Here is an 18,167-nt window from a genome sequence, read left to right on the forward strand (position 1 = left end):
GGGACCAGGTGTCCACCGACATCCCCAAGAGCAAGAATCCCGCCATCAAACTTGCGGACTCGGACTTCGCGAACGACCGTCGCGAACACGACCTGAAGTCCGCGCTGCTGGACTACTGGAACAAGATCAGGGCGGGTGAGCTGGGCGCCCTGCCCGCGATCCTCGGCCTGGTCGCCCTCGTCGCGCTGTTCACCGCGCTCAAGCCCGACACGTTCCTCAGCAAGGGCAACGTCGCCAACCTGGCGACGCAGGCGCTCCCCATCACGATCCTGGCCATGGGCCTGGTCTTCGTGCTGCTGCTGGGCGAGATCGACCTGTCGGCCGGTGTGGCCAGCGGCGTCAGCGCGGCCGTGATGGCCAAGCTGATCGTCGACTCGGGGCAGCCCTGGTACGTCGCGGTGCTCAGCGCCGTGGCCGTCGGCCTCGTGATCGGCACCCTGATCGGCTGGCTCGTCTCGATACTGAGAATCCCGTCGTTCGTCGTCACGCTCGCCTTCTTCCTGGGGCTGCAGGGCATCACCCTCCGCCTCATCGGCGAAGGCGGCACCGTGCCCGTGCGCGACGACTTCATCGTGGCGCTCGCCAACAAGAACATGCCGATCGGGCTCGGCTGGGCGCTCGCCGTCCTCGCCGCCGCCGGCTACGCCGCGACCCAGCTCCTGCGCTGGCGGCGCCAGCGCTCCCTCGGCCTGCACGCCAAGCCGCTGGCGTTCGTCGTCGCCATGTCCGCGGTCGTCGCCGCGGCGCTCCTGATCAGCACCTACGTGCTCAGCCTGGACCGCGCTCCCAGTCCGCTGATCACGCTCGGCGGCGTCCCGTGGGGCGTGCTGGTGGTCGGCGTCCTGCTGATCGTCTGCACGTTCGTGCTCGGCCGCACCTCCTACGGGCGGCACATCTACGCCGTCGGCGGCAACGCCGAGGCGGCCCGCCGGGCCGGCATCAACGTCGCCCGCATCCGGATCTCCGTCTTCATGATCTGTTCCGGGCTGGCGGCGGTCAGCGGCATCATCGCCGCGTCCCGCCTCAACTCGGTCGACACCGCCGCGGGCGGCGGCAACACGCTGCTGTACGCGGTCGGCGCCGCGGTCATCGGCGGGACGAGCCTGTTCGGCGGGCGGGGCAAGGCGCGCGACGCCCTCCTCGGCGGCCTGGTCATCGCCATGATCGAGAACGGGCTCGGGCTGCTCGGCACCAAGGCGTACCTCACCTTCCTCATCACCGGTGTGGTGCTGCTGCTCGCCGCGAGCATCGACGCCATCGCCAGGCGTCGGCGGTCCACCGCGGGCCGGTGACTCCGTGCGCGCGGTGACCCCGTGAACGCGGCAGGAAACGCCTGGGAGCCGATGGCCCGCACCGTCGGCTCCCAGGCCCCGCCGGACGGCCCCGCCAGGCCGTCCGGCGGTTCCGCGCGGGAGAACGCTGCTGATACGCTCACTGCCCCCGGTCGTCCGGCGGGCGGCGGCCGTGCGGCACGGTGGGAGCCTCTAGGCATGTCAGTTACGCCAGCCCTTGACCTGCGTGGTATCGGCAAGAGCTTCGGTTCCGTGAAGGTGCTTCACGACGTGGCGTTCTCCGCCTACCCCGGCGAGGTCACCGCGCTCGTGGGCGACAACGGCGCCGGCAAGACCACCCTGGTGAAGATAATCGGCGGCATCCACCCGGCCGACACCGGCGAGTACCGCTTCGAGGGCCGGCCGGCGCGGGTCGGCAGCCCGCGCGACGCGGCCCGTCTCGGCATCGAGATCGTCCACCAGGACCTCGCCCTCTGCGAGAACCTCGACATCGTCCAGAACCTCTTCCTCGGCCGTGAGCAGCGCCGCGGGCTGGCGCTGGACGAGAACGGCATGGAGGAGATGGCCCGCAGCGCCCTGTCCGGCCTCGCCGTGCGCACCATGGGCTCGGTGCGGCAGCGTGTCTCCACGCTGTCGGGCGGCCAGCGGCAGACCGTCGCGATCGCCCGCGCCGTCCTGTGGGACAGCAAGGTCGTCGTGCTGGACGAGCCCGCCGCCGCGCTCGGCGTCTCACAGACCCAGCAGGTCCTGGAGGTCGTCCGGCGGCTGGCCGACAAGGGCCTCGCCGTCGTGCTGATCTCGCACAACATGAACGACGTGTTCGCGGTGTCCGACCGCATCGCCGCGCTGTACCTCGGCCGGATGGTCGCCCAGGTCAGGACCGCGGACATCACCCACCGGCAGGTCGTCGAGCTGATCACCTCGGGCGCCAGCGGAGAGCTGGGGCTGCGCCGATGATGAAGGCCGGCCCATCACAGGAGGACATCCGGCGACATAATCTCGGGACGCTGCTCCGCTTCGTGCACCTGCGCGGACCGGCGTCCCGGGCGACGCTCGCCGAATCCCTCGGGCTCAACCGCAGCACGATCATGGCGCTGACGTCCGACCTGACCGCCGCCGGGCTCGTCCGCGAGGAGCTGCCGCGCGGCCCCGGGCGGCGCGCCGGGCGCCCGTCGCTCGTCGTCCGGCCCGAATCCACCCGGGTGTACGTGCTGGCGTTCGAGGTCGGCGTCGACCGGCTCGTCGTTGCCCGCGTCGGCCTCGGCGGCGTCGTCCTCGACCGCCGCGAGGGCGTCCGGGACCGCGACTCCGGCCCCACGGAACTCCTCGGCGTCCTCGTCGCGGGCGCCCGGTCCCTCGTCCGCAAGGCCGAACGCGACGCCGTCTGCGTCGGCGCGGCCCTGGGCTATCCCGGCACCGTCCGCCGCTCCGACGACACGATCATGTTCGGCCCCAACCTGGACGTGGGCGACCTGCGGCTCGGCGACGCGCTGTCCCGCCGGCTCGGCCTCGGCATCCCCGTCTCCGTCTGCAACGACGCCAACCTCGGCGCCCTCGCCGAGCACGAGCGCGGCGCCGGCGTGAGCGTCGACAACCTCATCTACCTGCACGGCGACGTCGGCGTCGGCGGCGGCATCATCGCGCACGGCCGGCTGCTCGGCGGCGACCAGGGGTTCGGCGGCGAGATCGGGCACATGGTCGTCAACCCGGAGGGCAGGCCCTGCGCCTGCGGCTCGAAGGGCTGCCTGGAGGCCGAGGTGGGGGAGCTGACGCTGCTGCACCACGCCGGCCGCGAGGAGGTCCCCGGCCAGGCCGGCCGCGACGCGGTCCGCGGCGTCGTCGCCGCCGCCGACGCCGGCGACATCAAGGCGCGGGAGGCGCTGCAGCGCGTCGGACACTGGCTCGGCCTCGGCGTCGCCAACCTCGTCAACATCTTCAACCCCGGGCTGGTCATCTTCGGCGGGACGCTCCGCGACATCTACCTCGGCGCCGCCGCGCAGATCCGCAGCATCCTCGCGACCAACGCGCTCGCCGCCTCGCGCGAGAAGGTCAAGCTCCGCACCGCCTCCCTCGGCGACGACACGACACTCGTCGGCGCCGCCGAGTTCGCCTTCGCCGAGGTGCTCGACGACCCCGTCCAGGTGCTCACACGCCTGCGCGCCCCCGAGACGGTGTGACCCCTCCGCCCGCACCGGCGTCTCAGCCGATGGTGCCGTAGGCGCTCCGGTAGAAGATCAGCGGAGTGCCGTCGTGGTGTTCGGCGAGGTCGTGGACGCGGCCGACGACGATCACATGGTCGCCGGCGGGGTGCTCGTGCTCGACCGAGAGCTCGATCCACGCGAGGGCCCCGTCGATCAGCGGGGCGCCGCCGGGAGTTCGCGTCCAGCGCGTGCCGGCGAACTTGTCGCCGCCCCTGCGTGCCATTCGTTCGGAGATCTCCAGCTGCGGTTCGCCGAGGATGTTGACGCAGAGCCGGCCGGCGGAGCGCAGCAGGGGCCACGTGGTGCTGGTGTGCGCGACGCAGAACGCCACGAGGGGCGGATCGAGGGAGACGGACGTGAAGGAGTTCGCGGCCAGGCCCGTGGGACCTCCCGAAGCCGGGTCGATGGCGGTGACGGCGACCACACCGGTCGCGAACCTGCCCAGCACCGAGCGGAACCTGGTCGCGTCGACGCCGGTCACCGATGTTCCGGACGGGCCGTTGGGAGATCCGTACATGGGCGTCCGTTTCGTGGCGGGTACATCGATGACTACTAAAGCCCCTGTGCCGGTGCGCTGATTCCCCGCGAAGGCGATCTCGGCCGAAGGTCCCGGCCCGGCGTCGGTCTCCGGACCGAGGTGGGACCACGGGCGCGGGGACTACGGGCGCGGCGCCTCGGCGGGCCTCTGCAGCGGGACGGCGGCGTAAGGGGTCAGGAAGGCGACCGCGGACGCGCCGTCCATGATCAGGCGTCCGGTGCCGGCGAGCCCGGCCTTGACCCGGGCCGGGACGCGCGGGCCCTCGTGCAGGGCGGCCCAGGCGATCCAGCCGACCGCGACGACGCACCAGTAGGACACGAGCCGGTAGAGGCCGACGGCCGCGGCGGCGGGCGACAGCGTCGCGCCGAACGCGACCAGGGAGGCGGCCATGCTGCCCTCGACGGCGCCGAGGCCGCCGGGCAGCAGCGGCAGCAGGCTGCCCGCCGCCTGGGCGGCGAAGTAGGCGAGGGCGACGCCGTTCGGGTCGACATCGATCCCCACAGCGTGCGCCGCCGACAGCAGCGCCAGGATGTCGAACACCCAGTTCAGCAGGGCCAGCGCCATGAGCGCGGCCCAGTCGCGGCCGGTCGGGCGCAGGACGTCGCGGACACCGGCCAGCCGCTCGGCGTACGGGGCGATCCGGGGGTGGGCGAGCGCGGCCCGGTAGGCGCGGCGCAGCGGCGCGGTGATCAGGGCGCGCAGCGGGCGCCACCGGAGGGCCGGCACCAGCAGGACCGCCAGGGTCAGCGGGACGGCGAGGCCGAGCAGCGCGAACCCGCGGGCGTGCGGGTCGGCCAGCAGCGCCAGCAGGCCGATCAGCGTGTAGGCCGTCGTGGTGATCACTCCGCCCGCCAGGATCACCGCCGTGGCGAGCTGCGCCGACGCCCCGCCGCGGCGGAACTGCCGGAAGGTGTAGACGACGCTCACCGCCGGGCCGGCGGGCAGCGTCGTGGACAGGGCGTTGCCCGCGTACGTGATCGCGAACGCGCGCCGCAGCGGCATCCGCAGCCCGCCGACGCGCAGCAGCCGGCGCTGCAGCCGGGCGAACGCGCCCATCGAGCCCGCCACGGCCAGCACGACCATCGTGAGCCAGCCCGGATCGGCGTGCGACGCCGCCGTCCAGATGGCGCCGAAGTCGGGAAGCTCGTCGCGGTAGAGCGGCAGGGCGGCGAGGCCGCCGAGGACCAGCGCCCACTGGGCGATCAGGCCCGCCTTGCGCCGCCACCACGCGCGAGGTGGCGCGTGCTCGTCAGGCTCCTCCCGGAGCGGGAACGGGGATTCGGCGTCGGCCGGGGGGTGGACCGGTGCCGTGACTGTCTCGTACATGTCCCGGTCACCTCGCAAGTTCGCCCGCATTGCGCAACCTACGGCCCGCCTATGACATTCCCCGGGGTGCGGAAATGAACCGCAAAGTGACTCTCGCCACGTCTGTCACGGGACGGGGAGGCGGACCGGCCGGCGGGCCGCGCCTGCCGCGGCCCCGCCGGTCACGTCCGTGCTCAGGGCCTGCGGGTGGGGTTCACCGCGTCGTTCTCGGCGGGGGTGGCGGAATCCGGCCACGGCTCCTCCTCGCCTCGCCGGGCCGTCCGGCCCTCGTAGTCGGTGATCCCGACGCCGTCCCTGCTCTCCTCAGGCTCCTCGATGACATGGTCCTCCGGCGGGTCCTGGACGTACTGCTCGGTCAGGGCGACCTGCTCCTCCTGCTCGTCGTCGCCCATGTCGTCGATGTCCGCGCGGAAATCGCGATCCTCGCCGGGTTTGCGTTCTCTCATGACCCCCTCCGTCGGCTCGGTTTCGGTCATCGGAGCGGTATCCCCGCTGACCGGCGCCCTACTCGCGGTCGCGGACGGCGGCGAGCCGCGGCCCGGCGGACACCGGCACCGGCGATCCACCGCGGGGACGAGTGATCGTCCAAGGCGGCCCCGATGGTTACGATCCGGTGCATGGGCGTACAAGCTGTGATCTTCGACTGGGGCGGCACCCTGACCCCGTGGCACGACCTCGAACTGGCCGACGTCTGGCGCACCATCTGCTCCGCCCACCTCCCCGCCGACACGGTCGAGAAGGCCGTCGCCGCGCTGGTCGCGGCCGAGGACGAACTATGGCGGCGGGGCACCGAGGAGCACCGCAGCGCCACGCTCGCGGAGGCGTTCGCGATGGCGGGCGTGGAGCCCACCGAGGAGCTCCTCGCGACCCACTTCGAGACCTGGACCCCGCACACCCACACCGACCCGGCCGTCCCCGGCCTGTTCGACGCCCTCCGCGGGCACGGCATCAAGATCGGCGTCCTGTCCAACACCATCTGGACCCGTGAGTGGCACGAACGCGTCTTCGCCCGCGACGACGTGCTCGACCTGCTCGACGGCGCCGTCTACTCCAGCGAGATCCCCTGGACGAAGCCGCACGCCGAAGCCTTCCGGGCCGCCATGGACGCCGTCGGCGCCACCGACCCCGCGTCCTGCGTCTTCGTCGGCGACCGCCCGTACGACGACATCCACGGCGCCAAGGGCGCCGGCATGCGCGCCGTCCAGATCCGGCACCAGACCACCCACGCGTTCGACCGTCCCGGTCTCACGCCCCCGGACGCCCTCATCCACGGACTGGACGAACTGCTCCCGCACGTGGAGAGCTGGCATTCCCCCTGAGGGCGTTCACCCCGAGGGCTTCGTCGCCACGATGAGGTCGCGGGAGATGGCCTGGTCGACGCGGTGGCGGAAGCCGCGGTAGGCGCCGGAGTCGCGGACGTCCAGGCCGTTCGAGGTGAGGATCTCGGCGAGCTGGTCGCGCCGGCCGCCGAAGGTGTTCCAGGAGATCCCGATGGCGCCGCCCGGACGCAGCAGGCGCGTCCATTCGGGGACGGCGGACGTGAGGAGCTCGACCGGGCTGCGCGACAGCTGCGGCTTCCCCTTGCGGCCGGGCTGCGCCCCCTTGGGCCGGCTGCCGTGCTGGACGCCGTAGGGGGCGTCCGTCACGATCAGGTCGAACGAGCCCGGCCGGAAGAACCTGCCGGCGCCCAGGGAGTCGGCGTTCACGACGGTGATCTCCATCGTCTCGCCGCCCTTGTAGCGCTCCTTGGTCGCACCGAGCGTCACATGGAGGCGGCGCCCGATCACGGCCTTCTCGCGCCGGACGTTGGCGATCTCGGCCTGGTGCTTGACCCGGTTGTTCTTCAGCCAGGTCCTGATGAAGGCCGCATAGGCGTCGAAGTCCTTGCCGTCGATGTCGATCCCGGCGGCGTCCAGCCCGTACATCACGGCCTGGTTGAGGGTCGTGCCCCGCCCGCACATCGGGTCGAGCACGCGGGGGCGGCCGGTGACGAGGTCCATGGGGGAGTCGGTCGCCATCGCCGTGACGTTCAGCAGCAGCTTCGTGAAGTACTCGTTCGTCTTTCCCGAGTACTTCTGGATGGTGAGCAGGTCGCTGCCGAAAAGGTCGAGAGGCTGGAGCATGACGGGACGCAGCAGCTCGCCCTCGATCCGGAACAGCGCGTAGAGCGACGACAGGTTCGACAGGAGACGGACGTCCTGATCGGTCAGCTCGTCGGCGGAAAAGGTCACGTACGGGACACCGCCCATCGTCGTCTCCTGGACGTCGTGGACGCGTCCGCCGAGGGCCCGTTCGCCGAACACGGCCAGCTCCGCCTTCACCAGGTCGGCGGCGGCCTGTGCATAGACCCGGTTGTGCGAAGGAGAGACGAGGAGGCCGTACGCGGTCATTTGGTGGACCTTACTGGACCCCGGGAGAGCTACGTTCCCGCCCTGCCGGAAATCACTCGCCGCCCGGTTCGGGACGCGGGGACAGGGCCGAGGGGGGCAGCCCCGGGAACGCCTCCGCGGGCGCGGCGGCGCCCGCCCGCGAGCGCCAGCGCGCGGACCACGCCATGGCCCGCTGCGCGCCGTCGGCGGCGAAGGCCCGCAGGTCGGGGGAAGAGACGCCGGAGAGGCCGAGATAGGCGGGGACGAGGCCGTCCTCCAGCGCCGCCGCGAGCTGCGCGGCGGTGCGGACGGAGGTGACCTTGACGGGCAGCCGGTAGGCGGCCGCCGCGGCGACCGGCCGGACGGACAGGATCGAGATCAGCTCGTCGCGCCGGGCGCGGTGGGCGTTCCACCGCTCCTTCGCGGTCTGCCGGAGCGTCCCGCGCAGCCGGGCCCCGAGCACCCCGTACCCGTACAGGGCCGTGTGCTCGGCGGCCAGCACGTTCTGCACGGCGTCGGCGTCGGCGTCGGACCTCGACCGGACGCTGGGAGCCTCGCCCGTGACCGTCATGGCATGGCCCGCCTCGCAGGCGCCGATGCTGGCGAACAGCTGGGCGAGCGCCGGTCCGGCCTTGGCGACGTCGGCCGTCCGCGCCTTTGCCGCGCGGTCCTCCAGGTCGCGCAGCACCGCGAGGCTCCCGCCGCCGGAGGGGACCGGTACCGCGCTCGGGGACGGGACGGCGCCGCCCTCGTCCGCCCGGTCACCCGACCCGGGGACGTAGTGGCGCTTCAGGACGGCCAGATGGCTGCGGTGATGCGCGAGGACGGGATCCAGGCGTGCGGCCAGCGAGGCGTTCGCGGACCGCACCGACTCGTAGGTGGCGATCAGGTTCTGCTCGGACGTGATCGCGCCGACGAGCACGGGCACGTCCTTGCGCGGGGCGGCCTCCGCCGCGCAGGACGCGAGCCAGGGGAGGGCCGGCAGCACGCCGCCGCCCAGCACCGCCGCCCGGCCCAGCATCGCGCGGCGCGACATCGCCCTCGGTGAGGGCGACACCGCCTTCGGCGAGGGCGGAAAGGCCTCTGGCAAAGGAGTCTCCTCACCCGCTGGCGGAGGTGGTGGCGGCCCGCCGCGGCGCCGGTCTCCGTCCGCGTCCATCGGGCCTGCTCAAGCATTCCATATCCGCCGCGCCGGTGAGCCGTCCGAAAGACCGCTGCGGTCTCCGGCTGTCGATAGTCTTGAGGTGTCAACGGACGAGCGGTGACCCCGCTCACGCAGGCTGTACAACAGGAGGAGGGCCCATGAGCGTCGAGTCCCGTGGCGGCCGCGCTCAAGGGAGGCGCGGACAGCGGGGGCAAGAGACCCCGGCACGCCCGTCGCGGGAGGCCGCCGCCGCGGAGCTGACCCGGCTGCTCGCGCCCGCGGTGACCGGGGCGGGCTTCGACCTGGAAGAGGTCGACGTGCGGCCGGCCGGCCGCCGCAGGCTCGTCCGGATCGTCGTGGACGGGGACGACGGGGTCGGCCTCGACGACATCGCCCGGCTGAGCGAGACGGCCTCCGAACTGCTCGACGGGTCCGATCTGATGGGGACCTCGGCCTACGTGCTGGAGGTGACCTCGCCCGGCGTCGACCGCCCCCTCACCGAGCCGCGGCACTGGCGCCGCGCCGTCGGCCGGCTGGTCGTCGCCCCGTTGGCGGAGGGAGGCCAGATCGAGGGCCGCGTGGTGGCGGCCGACGACGAGGCCGTCGAGATCGACGTCGTCCAGAAGCGCCGGCCCAAGGGAGCCGGAGGCGGCGGCAAGTCCGCTGGGCCCGCAACCCCCTCCGGGGGGTCCGGGGGAGCGTCCCCCCGGAAGGGGAAGACCGCCGGGCCGGAAGTCGTGCGGCGCCGGTTCGGCCTCGGCGAGCTGGGGCGCGGCCGTGTGCAGGTGGAGTTCGCACCCCCTTCCGAGGGGTCTGCGGGGACGCCCCCGCAGAGCGACACGTCCCCGTCGCACACGGCCGGGGAAACGCGTTCTCCGGCTGAGCCGGACTAGAGGGGGGAACCTCGTGGACATCGACATGACCGCCCTGCGGAGCCTGGAGAGCGAGAAGGACATCTCGCTCGACGTGGCCGTCAAGGCCATCGAAGACGCCCTTTTGATCGCCTACCACCGGACCGAGGGCGCGGCGCCGAAGGCGCGCGTCGAACTGGACCGGCAGAGCGGGCACGTGACCGTGTGGGCGACCGAGACCGACGACGAGGGCAACGCCGTCGGCGAGTACGACGACACCCCGACCGGGTTCGGCCGTATCGCCGCGACCACCGCCAAGCAGGTGATCCTGCAGCGGCTCCGGGACGCCGAGGACGAGCTGACGTTCGGCGAGTACGCCGGGCGCGAGGGCGACATCGTCAGCGGCATCATCCAGCAGGGCAAGGACCCGCGGAACGTGCTGGTCGACCTCGGCAAGATCGAGGCCGTCCTGCCGCCGCAGGAGCAGGTGCCCGGCGAGCGCTACGAGCACGGCGAGCGGCTGCGCGCCTACGTGGTGCAGGTCCGCAAGGGCCACCGCGGCCCGTCGGTGCAGCTGTCGCGGACGCATCCGAACCTCGTCCGCAAGCTGTTCGCGCTTGAGGTCCCGGAGATCGCCGACGGCACCGTGGAGATCGCGGCGATCGCGCGCGAGGCCGGCCACCGCACCAAGATCGCCGTCCGCTCGCGCAAGGCGGGGGTGAACGCCAAGGGGGCCTGCATCGGCCCGCTCGGCAGCCGGGTCCGCAACGTGATGGCCGAGCTGCACGGCGAGAAGATCGACATCGTCGACTGGTCGGACGACGCCGCCGAGTTCGTGGGGAATGCGCTGTCGCCGGCGCGCGTTTCGAGTGTCGAAGTGGTCGACGCCGACGGCCGGGTCGCCCGGGTGGTCGTGCCCGACTACCAGCTGTCCCTCGCCATCGGCAAGGAGGGGCAGAACGCCCGGCTGGCCGCCAGGCTCACCGGCTGGCGGATCGACATCCGGTCCGACACCGAGCCCGGGCAGACACCGCCGAAGGCCACCGAGCCCGGCGAATCCGGATCTTCTGCGTCAGGAGAGCATGCGACAGGCCCCGCCGACGCCTCGGCGCGGTAGACTCATGGAACGTGGCCGGGCGGCCCCTGTTCGTATGTGCGTGGGCTGCCGGGTTCGCACGGCCAAGTCCGACTTGCTGCGCCTGGTGGTGGTCGAGGGCGTCATCGTCCCCGACCCGCGTGGGCGGCTGCCGGGACGGGGTGCGCATCTGCACCCTGACCTGGAGTGTCTCGCACTCGCAGAGCGGCGTCGGGCGTTCCCGCGGGCGTTCCGCCTGCCGGGGCCGCTCGACGGTGGTCCGCTGCGGGAGCGGCTTGCGGCCCTCGCCGGGCGGCAGCAGGATGGCCGAATGGTAAGCGACGTCTAGTCGGAAGCAGGTCGAGATTGCTATGAGCGCTCGATGAGCACGCCGCGATGAGTACGGCAAGTTAGCGACGGTCCGGAGGCCGCACCCCCGGACCGAGTAGGGAGTGCAGTGGCGAAGGTCCGGGTTTACGAACTCGCCAAAGAGTTCGGTGTAGAGAGCAAGGTCGTCATGGCCAAGCTCAAGGAAATGGGCGAGTTCGTACGGTCGGCGTCCTCCACGATCGAGGCGCCGGTCGAACGCAGGCTGAAAGAAGCCTTCTCAAATTCTTCTTCCGCCCCCAAGCAGGGGGACAGGCGGGCCGCGCCGAAGAAGCCGGCGCCGCGCCCGTCCGTGCCGCCGCGTCCGGGTCCGCCCGGCGGCGGTTCCGATTCTCAGGGTGCCCGTCCGGGGCCGCGCCCCGGTCCGCGCACGTCCGCACCCAGGCCGGGTCCCGGCGGTCCCGCCGGCCCGGCCGGTCCCGGTGGCCCCGGTGGCCAGGGCGGCGGCGCGTCCAAGCCAGGCCCGCAGCCCGCTCCGCAGCCGGGTCCGCGTCCGCCCGTCCCGCCGGTGCCGAGCACGCCGGTGGACGCGCCCGCGGCGCAGGCCCCGAGCGCTCCGCCCGCGGCCGGTCCCGGGGCAGGTCCCGGCGCGGGCAACCGCGCGCCGGGCGGCCCGAAGCCGGGTCCCCGCGCGCCCAAGCCGGGGCCCCGCCCCGGCCCGCGCCAGGGCGGCGGCGGCCGCGGTCCCGGTGGGCCGCGTCCGGGCAACAACCCGTTCAGCTCGACCAACACCGGCATGGGCCAGTCGCCCAAGTCGGGGCCGCGTCCCGGCCCCCGTCCGGGCGGTGACCGTCCCGGTGGCGGCGGCGGTGCCGCGGGCGGTCCGCGTCCCGGACCGCGTCCGGGCGGCGCTCCCGGCGCCGGCGGCCCGCGTCCGAACCCGGGCGGCATGCCGCCCCGGCCGGGCGGTCCGCGTCCGAGCCCGATGAACATGCCGTCCTCGCGGCCCTCCGGCGCCCCCGGGCGCGGCGGTCCCGGTGGCGGCGGCGGTGGCGGCCGCGGGCCCGGCGGCGGTGGCCGCGGGCCGGGCGGCGGTGGCCGCGGGCCCGGTGGCGGCGGCCGTCCCGGTGGCGGCGGTGGCGGCTTCGGCGGCCCCCGCGCGGGTGCCGGCGGCCGTCCGGGCGGCGGCGGTGGCTTCGGCCCCCGTCCCGGTGGCGGTGGCCGCGGTCGCGGCGGTACGCAGGGCGCCTTCGGACGTCCCGGCGGACGCCCCGCGCGTGGACGCAAGTCGAAGCGGGCACGCCGTCAAGAGTTCGAGAACATGCAGGCGCCCGCCGCCGGTGGCATCTCGGCTCCGCGCGGCAACGGCAAGACCATCCGGCTGCCGCAGGGCGCGACCCTGACCGACTTCGCCGAGAAGATCGGCGCCAACCCGGCGTCGCTCGTCGCGATCATGATGCATCTCGGCAAGATGGTCACCGCGACCCAGTCGGTCGACCCCGACGACCTCATGGCGCTCGGGCTGGAGCTGGACTTCGACGTCCAGGTCGTCAGCCCCGAGGACGAGGACCGCGCGCTGCTCGAGTCGTTCGACATCGAGTACGGCGAGGACGAGGGCGGCGAGGAGAACCTCCAGTCCCGTCCGCCGGTGGTCACCGTCATGGGCCACGTCGACCACGGTAAGACCAAGCTGCTGGACGCCGTCCGGCACGCCAACGTGCAGGCGGGCGAGGCCGGCGGCATCACCCAGCACATCGGCGCCTACCAGGTCGAGACCGAGGTCGACGGCGAGGACCGCAAGATCACCTTCATCGACACCCCGGGTCATGAGGCGTTCACCGCCATGCGTGCCCGCGGTGCCGACACCACCGACCTGGTGGTGCTGGTGGTCGCCGCGGACGACGGGGTCAAGCCGCAGACCACAGAGGCGATCGACCACGCCACCGCGGCCGGGGTCCCGATCGTCGTGGCGGTCAACAAGATCGACGTCGAGGGCGCGGACCCGAACCGCGTCCGGGCTCAGCTCACCGAGTACGGCCTGGTCGCCGAGGAGTTCGGCGGCTCCACCCAGTTCGTCGACGTGTCCGCCAAGCAGCGGACCAACATCGACGGGCTGCTGGAGGCGATCGTCCTGACCGCCGACGCCGAGCTCGACCTGAAGGCCAACCCCGACATGCCCGCCCAGGGCTCGGCCATCGAGGCCCACCTGGACAAGGGCCGGGGCGCCGTGGCGACCGTGCTGGTGCAGCGCGGCACGCTGCGGGTCGGCGACTCGATCGTCTGCGGCGTGGCCAACGGCCGCGTCCGGGCGATGCTCGACGAGAACGGCAACAGCGTCGAGGAGGCGGGCCCGTCCCGTCCGGTGATGGTGCTCGGCCTCGCGGCCGTGCCCGGCGCGGGCGACAACTTCCTGGTCGTCGAGGACGACCGGATCGCCCGGCAGATCGCCGACAAGCGGGTCGCGCGCAAGCGCAACGCCGAACTGCTCAAGAGTCGCAAGAGCAGCTCCCTCGAGGAACTGTTCAAGGACTTCCAGGAGGGCAAGCGGCAGGAACTGCTGCTCATCCTCAAGGGCGACGTGTCCGGTTCCGTCGAGGCGCTGGAGGACTCGCTCCTCAAGATCGACGTGGGCGACGAGGTCAGCCTGCGGATCATCCGCCGCGGCGTCGGCGCGATCACGCAGGACGACGTCAACCTGTCGCTGGCGTCCGAGGAGGGCGCGGTCATCCTCGGCTTCAACGTGCGGCCGGAGCGCAACGCGCAGGAACTGGCCGACCGCGAGGGCGTCGACATCCGGTACTACTCGATCATCTACCAGGCGATCGAGGAGATCGAGGCGGCCCTCAAGGGCATGCTCAAGCCGGAGTTCGAGGAGGCCCAGCTCGGCACCGCCGAGATCCGGGAGATCTTCAAGGTGCCGCGGATCGGGAACATCGGCGGCTCGATGGTCACCTCGGGGATCATCCAGCGCAACGCCAAGGCCCGCCTCGTCCGCGACGGCGTCGTGGTCGCCGACAACCTCACGGTGTCGTCGCTGCGCCGCTTCAAGGACGACGCGACCGAGGTCCGCGAGGGCTTCGAGTGCGGTATCGGCGTGGGGTACAACGACATCAAGCTGGGCGACGTCATCGAGTGCTTCGAGATGCGGGAGAAGCCCCGCGACTGAGGCAGGCCGGACGCCCGCGCGGTTCCGCGAGGAGCCGCGCGGGCGACCGTCCGGACTCGACCGGCGATGTGATCGTTTAATCGGGTGACACGGCGCCAGGCGGATCTTCTAGCCTGGCGTCCGTCATGTCCGGACCGTGCCCGCCCGCCGGGGACGGTCCGGGAACACGGCGGATGACCACCGTCGTTCCATCTTCCGAAAGATCCCGAGGTGATCGACCAGGTGTACGTGGGTGCGCTGACGCTCGACCTGCTGCTGGGGGACGTCCGCTCGCTGAAGCAGAAGCGGTCCGTCCTGCGGCCCATCATCGCCGAGGTGCACAAGCACTTCCCGGCGGTGGCCGTCGCCGAGACCGGTGGCAACGACCTGCACCGCAGGGCGGAGATCGGGGTGGCGGTGGTCTCGGGCACCGCGGCCAACTGCACCCAGGTGCTCGACCAGTGCGAACGGCTGGTGGCCGGACGGCCGGAGATCGAACTGCTGTCCGCCCGGCAGCGGCTGTTCCACGACGAGGATTGACGGCAGCGGAGCGCGGGCGTGGGGCCTCGCCCCACAATGAATGGGCGGGGGCGAACTCCTCGCCCGGACCACAGAAAGGGAGTGCGATCATGGTGGACGCAGCTCGGGCGCGCAAGCTCGCCGACCGCATCCAGCAGATCGTGGCCGAGATGCTGGAGAGGCGGATCAAGGATCCGCGGCTCGGTTTCGTGACCGTGACGGACACCCGCATCACCAACGACCTGCGCGATGCCACCGTGTACTACACGGTGTACGGGTCGGACGGCGAGCGCGCCGAGACCGCCGCCGCCCTGGAGAGCGCCAAGGGCGTCATCAGGTCGGAGGTGGGCAGGAAGACGGGCGTCCGCCATACGCCCAGCATCACCTTCGTCATGGACTCCCTGATGGAGAACGCGGCGCACATCGACGACCTGCTGGCCAAGGCACGGGCGAAGGACGCCGAAGTGGCGCGGGCCGCCCAGGGCGCGGCTCACGCGGGCGACGCCAACCCCTATCGCGAGCCCGATTCCGACGATGACGCGGACCTCGACGAGGACGACGAGGAAGAGGACGACCCCGACTTCGACGGGCATGACGCCGCGGGGGACGGTGAGGACGGCCGTTCCGGACGCCCGTCATCGTGAGCGGCCCGGCCGAGACCGCCGCCCCCGCCGCGGTGTCCGCCGATCTCGAATGGGACCGGGCGGTCGAGCTGATCCACGGGGCCGGCGAGGTCTGCCTCGCCTGCCATGTCGCGCCCGACGGTGACGCGCTGGGCTCGATGCTGGCGCTCGCGCAGGCGCTGCGCGCACTGGGCAAGCGTTGCCTCGCGTCCTTCGGGGAGCCGTTCCGGATTCCGGCGATCCTGCGCTTCCTGCCCGGCCAGGAGATGCTGGTCGAGCCGGCCCGGGTGCCGGCCGCCCCGGACCTGATGATCTCGCTGGACGCGGCCGGCCGGGCCCGGCTCGGCTCGCTCGCGGATCCCGCCGACCGGGCCGGCGCCCTGATCGTCATCGACCACCACGCGTCCAACACCGAGTTCGGCGGGGTGCGGCTGGTGGATCCGGACGCCGCGGCGACGGCGGTGCTGGTCGAGGAGCTGATCCGCAGGCTCGGCGTCCCGTTGGACCGCGACATCGCCCAGGGCCTGTACGCCGGGCTCGCCAGCGACACCGGCTCGTTCCGGTACCCCTGCACGACCCCGGAGGTGCACGACCTGGCGGGGCGGCTGCTGACCGCCGGCGTCCGGCCGGAGGCGGTCAGCCGCGAGCTGTGGGACCGCGCCCCCTTCGGCTACCTGCAGGTCCTCGCCGGGGCGCTCGCGCGGGCCCGGCTGGAGCGCGACGCCGCCGGCGGCCGGGGCCTGGTCTGGACGACGATCGCGCGTGCCGACCGGGACGCCCGGGACGTCACCTACGACCAGCTCGAAGGGGTCATCGACCAGCTCAGGCGCGCCGACGAGGCCGAGGTCGCGGTCGTGTGCAAGGAGAACGACCGGGGCGAGTGGTACGTGTCCACCCGCTCCAAGGGCTCGGTCGACGTGGGCCGCGCCTGCGTCGAGCTCGGCGGGGGCGGGCACCGCACCGCCGCCGCGTTCACCATGGGCGGGGAGCCCGCCTGGATCATCGGCCGGCTGCGCGCCGCGCTGCGCGTCCCCGGCGAACCCGACGACTGAAAGCGGAGCGCGCGTGGAGAACTCGGGACTCGTCATCGTGGACAAGCCCGCCGAATGGACGTCGCACGACGTCGTCGGCAAGATGCGGCGGCTGGCGAAGACCCGGCGGGTCGGGCACGCGGGCACGCTGGACCCGATGGCGACCGGCGTCCTCGTCCTCGGGGTCGGCAAGGCCACCCGCCTCCTCGGGCATCTCGCGCTGACGGAGAAGGGCTACGACGCCACGATCCGGCTGGGCGAGTCGACCAACACCGACGACGCCGAGGGGGAGACCACCGCGACCGCGCCGGCCGGGTCCGTCACCGATGAGGCGCTGCGGGCGGGCATCGCCGAGCTGACCGGGACGATCCAGCAGGTTCCGCCACAGGTCAGTGCGATCAAGGTCAACGGGGAGCGGGCCTACAAGATGGCCCGCAAGGGCGAGGAGGTCGAGCTCGCCGCCCGTACCGTGACGGTGGGCGACTTCACCGTCCTGGACGTCCGGCGGCACGGCGACCTGATCGATGTGGACGCGTCCATCGCCTGCTCGTCGGGCACCTACATCCGGGCGCTGGCCCGCGACCTCGGCGCGTCCCTCGGCTGCGGCGGCCATCTGACCGCGCTTCGCCGCACCCGCGTCGGGCCCTACGACCTGTCCATGGCGCGGACGCTGGACCAGCTCGCCGGGGAACTGGAGATCCTCCCGATGGGGGAGGCGGTCGCGGCGGTGTTCCCGCGCCGCGACGTGTCGGACGACGACGCCCGCAAGGTCGCGCACGGGGGACGGCTCGCTGCGGCCGGGCTGGGGCCGGGCCCCGTCGGGGTCTTCGCGCCGGACGGGACGCTTCTCGCGCTCGTCGAGGAGCAGGGAAAGGTCGCCAAGCCCGTCGCCGTGTTCGTCCCCTGACCGGAGGGCGCCCGCCCCCGCGCGTGGCGAGCATCACCGGACGAAACGGATGCGACATAACCTACGCTCGCGTAACCTACGTAAGCGTAGGTTTGGTGAGGAGGTGTCCGTGACCACTCTGAAGGACCACCGCCCGGTGGCGTCCCCCACCCGGCCCCGGCTGCGCGGCTGGCTGCACCTCGGCGCGTTCCCCGCGGTGCTCGTCGCAGGGCTGGTGCTGGTGGCGCTCGGCCCGAGCGTGGAGGCGCGGCTCGCGTCGGCGCTGTACGTGGCGGCGTCGGGGATGCTCTTCGGGATCTCGGGAACCTACCACCGGCAGCGTTCGCACCGGCTTATCGAGGTGCTGCGCCGGTTCGACCACGCCAACATCTATCTGATCATCGCCGGGACGTACACGCCGTTCGCCGTCCTGGCGCTGGACGGCGCCGTCCGCGTCGCCGTCCTCCTCACCGTGTGGATCGGGGCCGTCGCCGGCGTCGTCTTCCGGACGACCTGGATCGGCGCTCCCCGCTCCCTCTACGTGACGCTCTACATCGTGCTGGGCTGGGTGGCGGTGTTCTTCATGCCACAGTTCCTGGACGGCGCCGGTCTCGCCGCCTGCCTGCTCGTCGCGATCGGCGGCGTCTGCTACAGCGTCGGCGGAGTGGTGTACGGGCTGCGCCGGCCCAACCCGTCGCCGCGCTGGTTCGGGTTCCACGAGGTCTTCCACGCCTGCACGCTGGCGGCCTACGTCCTGCAGTACATCGCGGTCTCCCTGGTCGTCTACCAGTCCGGCTGACGCCGGGTGGCGCGCACCACGCCCCCTGGATGCGACCGCCC

At 72.8% G+C, this 18,167-nt stretch carries 18 protein-coding genes; 13 read left to right on the top strand and 5 right to left on the bottom strand.

From position 1 onward, the window contains the following. The first annotated feature begins 8 nt into the window (after nt 1-8). The 3 genes from ACQPZP_RS13555 (at nt 9) to ACQPZP_RS13565 (ending at nt 3,469) form a co-directional block, all read left to right on the top strand. A complete protein-coding gene (locus ACQPZP_RS13555) occupies nt 9-1,292 on the top strand; it encodes a sugar ABC transporter permease (protein WP_433477967.1) in 1,284 nt (427 codons plus the stop codon). A 198-nt stretch (nt 1,293-1,490) separates the two neighbouring features. Further along, entirely contained in the window at nt 1,491-2,249 is a 759-nt protein-coding gene (locus ACQPZP_RS13560) for an ATP-binding cassette domain-containing protein (RefSeq protein ID WP_433477968.1), read from the top strand. Continuing rightward, nucleotides 2,249-3,469 (top strand): ROK family transcriptional regulator, encoded by a 1,221-nt coding sequence (locus tag ACQPZP_RS13565; RefSeq protein WP_433469963.1) that lies wholly within the window; start codon nt 2,249-2,251, stop codon nt 3,467-3,469. Before ACQPZP_RS13560 ends, ACQPZP_RS13565 begins: the two co-directional genes overlap by 1 nt. A 22-nt stretch (nt 3,470-3,491) precedes the next feature. Here ACQPZP_RS13565 and ACQPZP_RS13570 read toward each other — a convergent pair whose 3' ends face one another. From ACQPZP_RS13570 to ACQPZP_RS13580, 3 genes are all read right to left on the bottom strand, one after another. Further along, a complete protein-coding gene (locus ACQPZP_RS13570; RefSeq protein ID WP_433477969.1) occupies nt 3,492-4,010 on the bottom strand; it encodes a flavin reductase family protein in 519 nt (172 codons plus the stop codon). Nucleotides 4,011-4,151: 141 nt separating this feature from the next. Next, the gene (locus tag ACQPZP_RS13575) at nt 4,152-5,357 is read right to left on the bottom strand and encodes a lysylphosphatidylglycerol synthase transmembrane domain-containing protein (RefSeq protein ID WP_433477970.1); all 1,206 of its coding nucleotides are present in this window, start codon (nt 5,355-5,357) and stop codon (nt 4,152-4,154) included. Nucleotides 5,358-5,530: 173 nt separating this feature from the next. Continuing rightward, complete coding sequence (locus ACQPZP_RS13580; RefSeq protein WP_433477971.1) at nt 5,531-5,803, bottom strand: hypothetical protein; 273 nt, start codon at nt 5,801-5,803, stop codon at nt 5,531-5,533. A 171-nt stretch (nt 5,804-5,974) separates the two neighbouring features. Between ACQPZP_RS13580 and ACQPZP_RS13585 the strand changes: the two genes are divergently transcribed. Further along, on the top strand, nt 5,975-6,676 hold the full coding sequence (locus ACQPZP_RS13585; RefSeq protein ID WP_433477972.1) for an HAD family hydrolase: 702 nt from the start codon (nt 5,975-5,977) through the stop codon (nt 6,674-6,676). A 6-nt stretch (nt 6,677-6,682) separates the two neighbouring features. Here ACQPZP_RS13585 and ACQPZP_RS13590 read toward each other — a convergent pair whose 3' ends face one another. Continuing rightward, the gene (locus ACQPZP_RS13590; protein WP_433477973.1) at nt 6,683-7,747 is read right to left on the bottom strand and encodes a TRM11 family SAM-dependent methyltransferase; all 1,065 of its coding nucleotides are present in this window, start codon (nt 7,745-7,747) and stop codon (nt 6,683-6,685) included. Between the two features lie 52 nt (nt 7,748-7,799). Then, nucleotides 7,800-8,816, bottom strand: coding sequence for a ferritin-like domain-containing protein (locus ACQPZP_RS13595; RefSeq protein ID WP_433477974.1), 1,017 nt, complete (start codon nt 8,814-8,816; stop codon nt 7,800-7,802). Nucleotides 8,817-9,028: 212 nt separating this feature from the next. On the opposite strand from ACQPZP_RS13595, the gene rimP reads away from it, so the two are divergent. From rimP to trhA, 9 genes are all read left to right on the top strand, one after another. Continuing rightward, nucleotides 9,029-9,763 carry a ribosome maturation factor RimP gene (rimP, locus tag ACQPZP_RS13600; protein ID WP_433477975.1) on the top strand — a complete coding sequence of 245 codons (735 nt, stop codon included), beginning with the start codon at nt 9,029-9,031 and terminating at the stop codon, nt 9,761-9,763. Between the two features lie 25 nt (nt 9,764-9,788). After that, nucleotides 9,789-10,838, top strand: a complete 1,050-nt coding sequence (gene nusA / locus ACQPZP_RS13605) for a transcription termination factor NusA (RefSeq protein WP_433479602.1) — start codon at nt 9,789-9,791, stop codon at nt 10,836-10,838. A gap of 34 nt (nt 10,839-10,872) precedes the next feature. Continuing rightward, on the top strand, nt 10,873-11,145 hold the full coding sequence (locus ACQPZP_RS13610) for a YlxR family protein (protein ID WP_433468128.1): 273 nt from the start codon (nt 10,873-10,875) through the stop codon (nt 11,143-11,145). 108 nt (nt 11,146-11,253) lie between these two features. Then, nucleotides 11,254-14,289, top strand: coding sequence for a translation initiation factor IF-2 (gene infB / locus ACQPZP_RS13615; protein WP_433477976.1), 3,036 nt, complete (start codon nt 11,254-11,256; stop codon nt 14,287-14,289). Between the two features lie 210 nt (nt 14,290-14,499). Continuing rightward, a complete protein-coding gene (locus ACQPZP_RS13620; protein WP_433468130.1) occupies nt 14,500-14,808 on the top strand; it encodes a DUF503 domain-containing protein in 309 nt (102 codons plus the stop codon). 89 nt (nt 14,809-14,897) lie between these two features. Then, entirely contained in the window at nt 14,898-15,431 is a 534-nt protein-coding gene (gene rbfA, locus ACQPZP_RS13625) for a 30S ribosome-binding factor RbfA (RefSeq protein ID WP_433477977.1), read from the top strand. Then, on the top strand, nt 15,428-16,462 hold the full coding sequence (locus tag ACQPZP_RS13630) for a DHH family phosphoesterase (RefSeq protein WP_433477978.1): 1,035 nt from the start codon (nt 15,428-15,430) through the stop codon (nt 16,460-16,462). The genes rbfA and ACQPZP_RS13630 overlap by 4 nt, the downstream gene beginning before the upstream one ends. Before the next feature lie 13 nt (nt 16,463-16,475). Then, on the top strand, nt 16,476-17,348 hold the full coding sequence (gene truB, locus ACQPZP_RS13635; protein ID WP_433477979.1) for a tRNA pseudouridine(55) synthase TruB: 873 nt from the start codon (nt 16,476-16,478) through the stop codon (nt 17,346-17,348). 109 nt (nt 17,349-17,457) lie between these two features. Then, the gene (gene trhA / locus ACQPZP_RS13640) at nt 17,458-18,126 is read left to right on the top strand and encodes a PAQR family membrane homeostasis protein TrhA (RefSeq protein WP_433477980.1); all 669 of its coding nucleotides are present in this window, start codon (nt 17,458-17,460) and stop codon (nt 18,124-18,126) included. The last annotated feature ends 41 nt before the right edge of the window (nt 18,127-18,167 follow it).

This window comes from Spirillospora sp. CA-142024 (genome assembly GCF_050942325.1).
Lineage (GTDB): Bacteria > Actinomycetota > Actinomycetes > Streptosporangiales > Streptosporangiaceae > Spirillospora.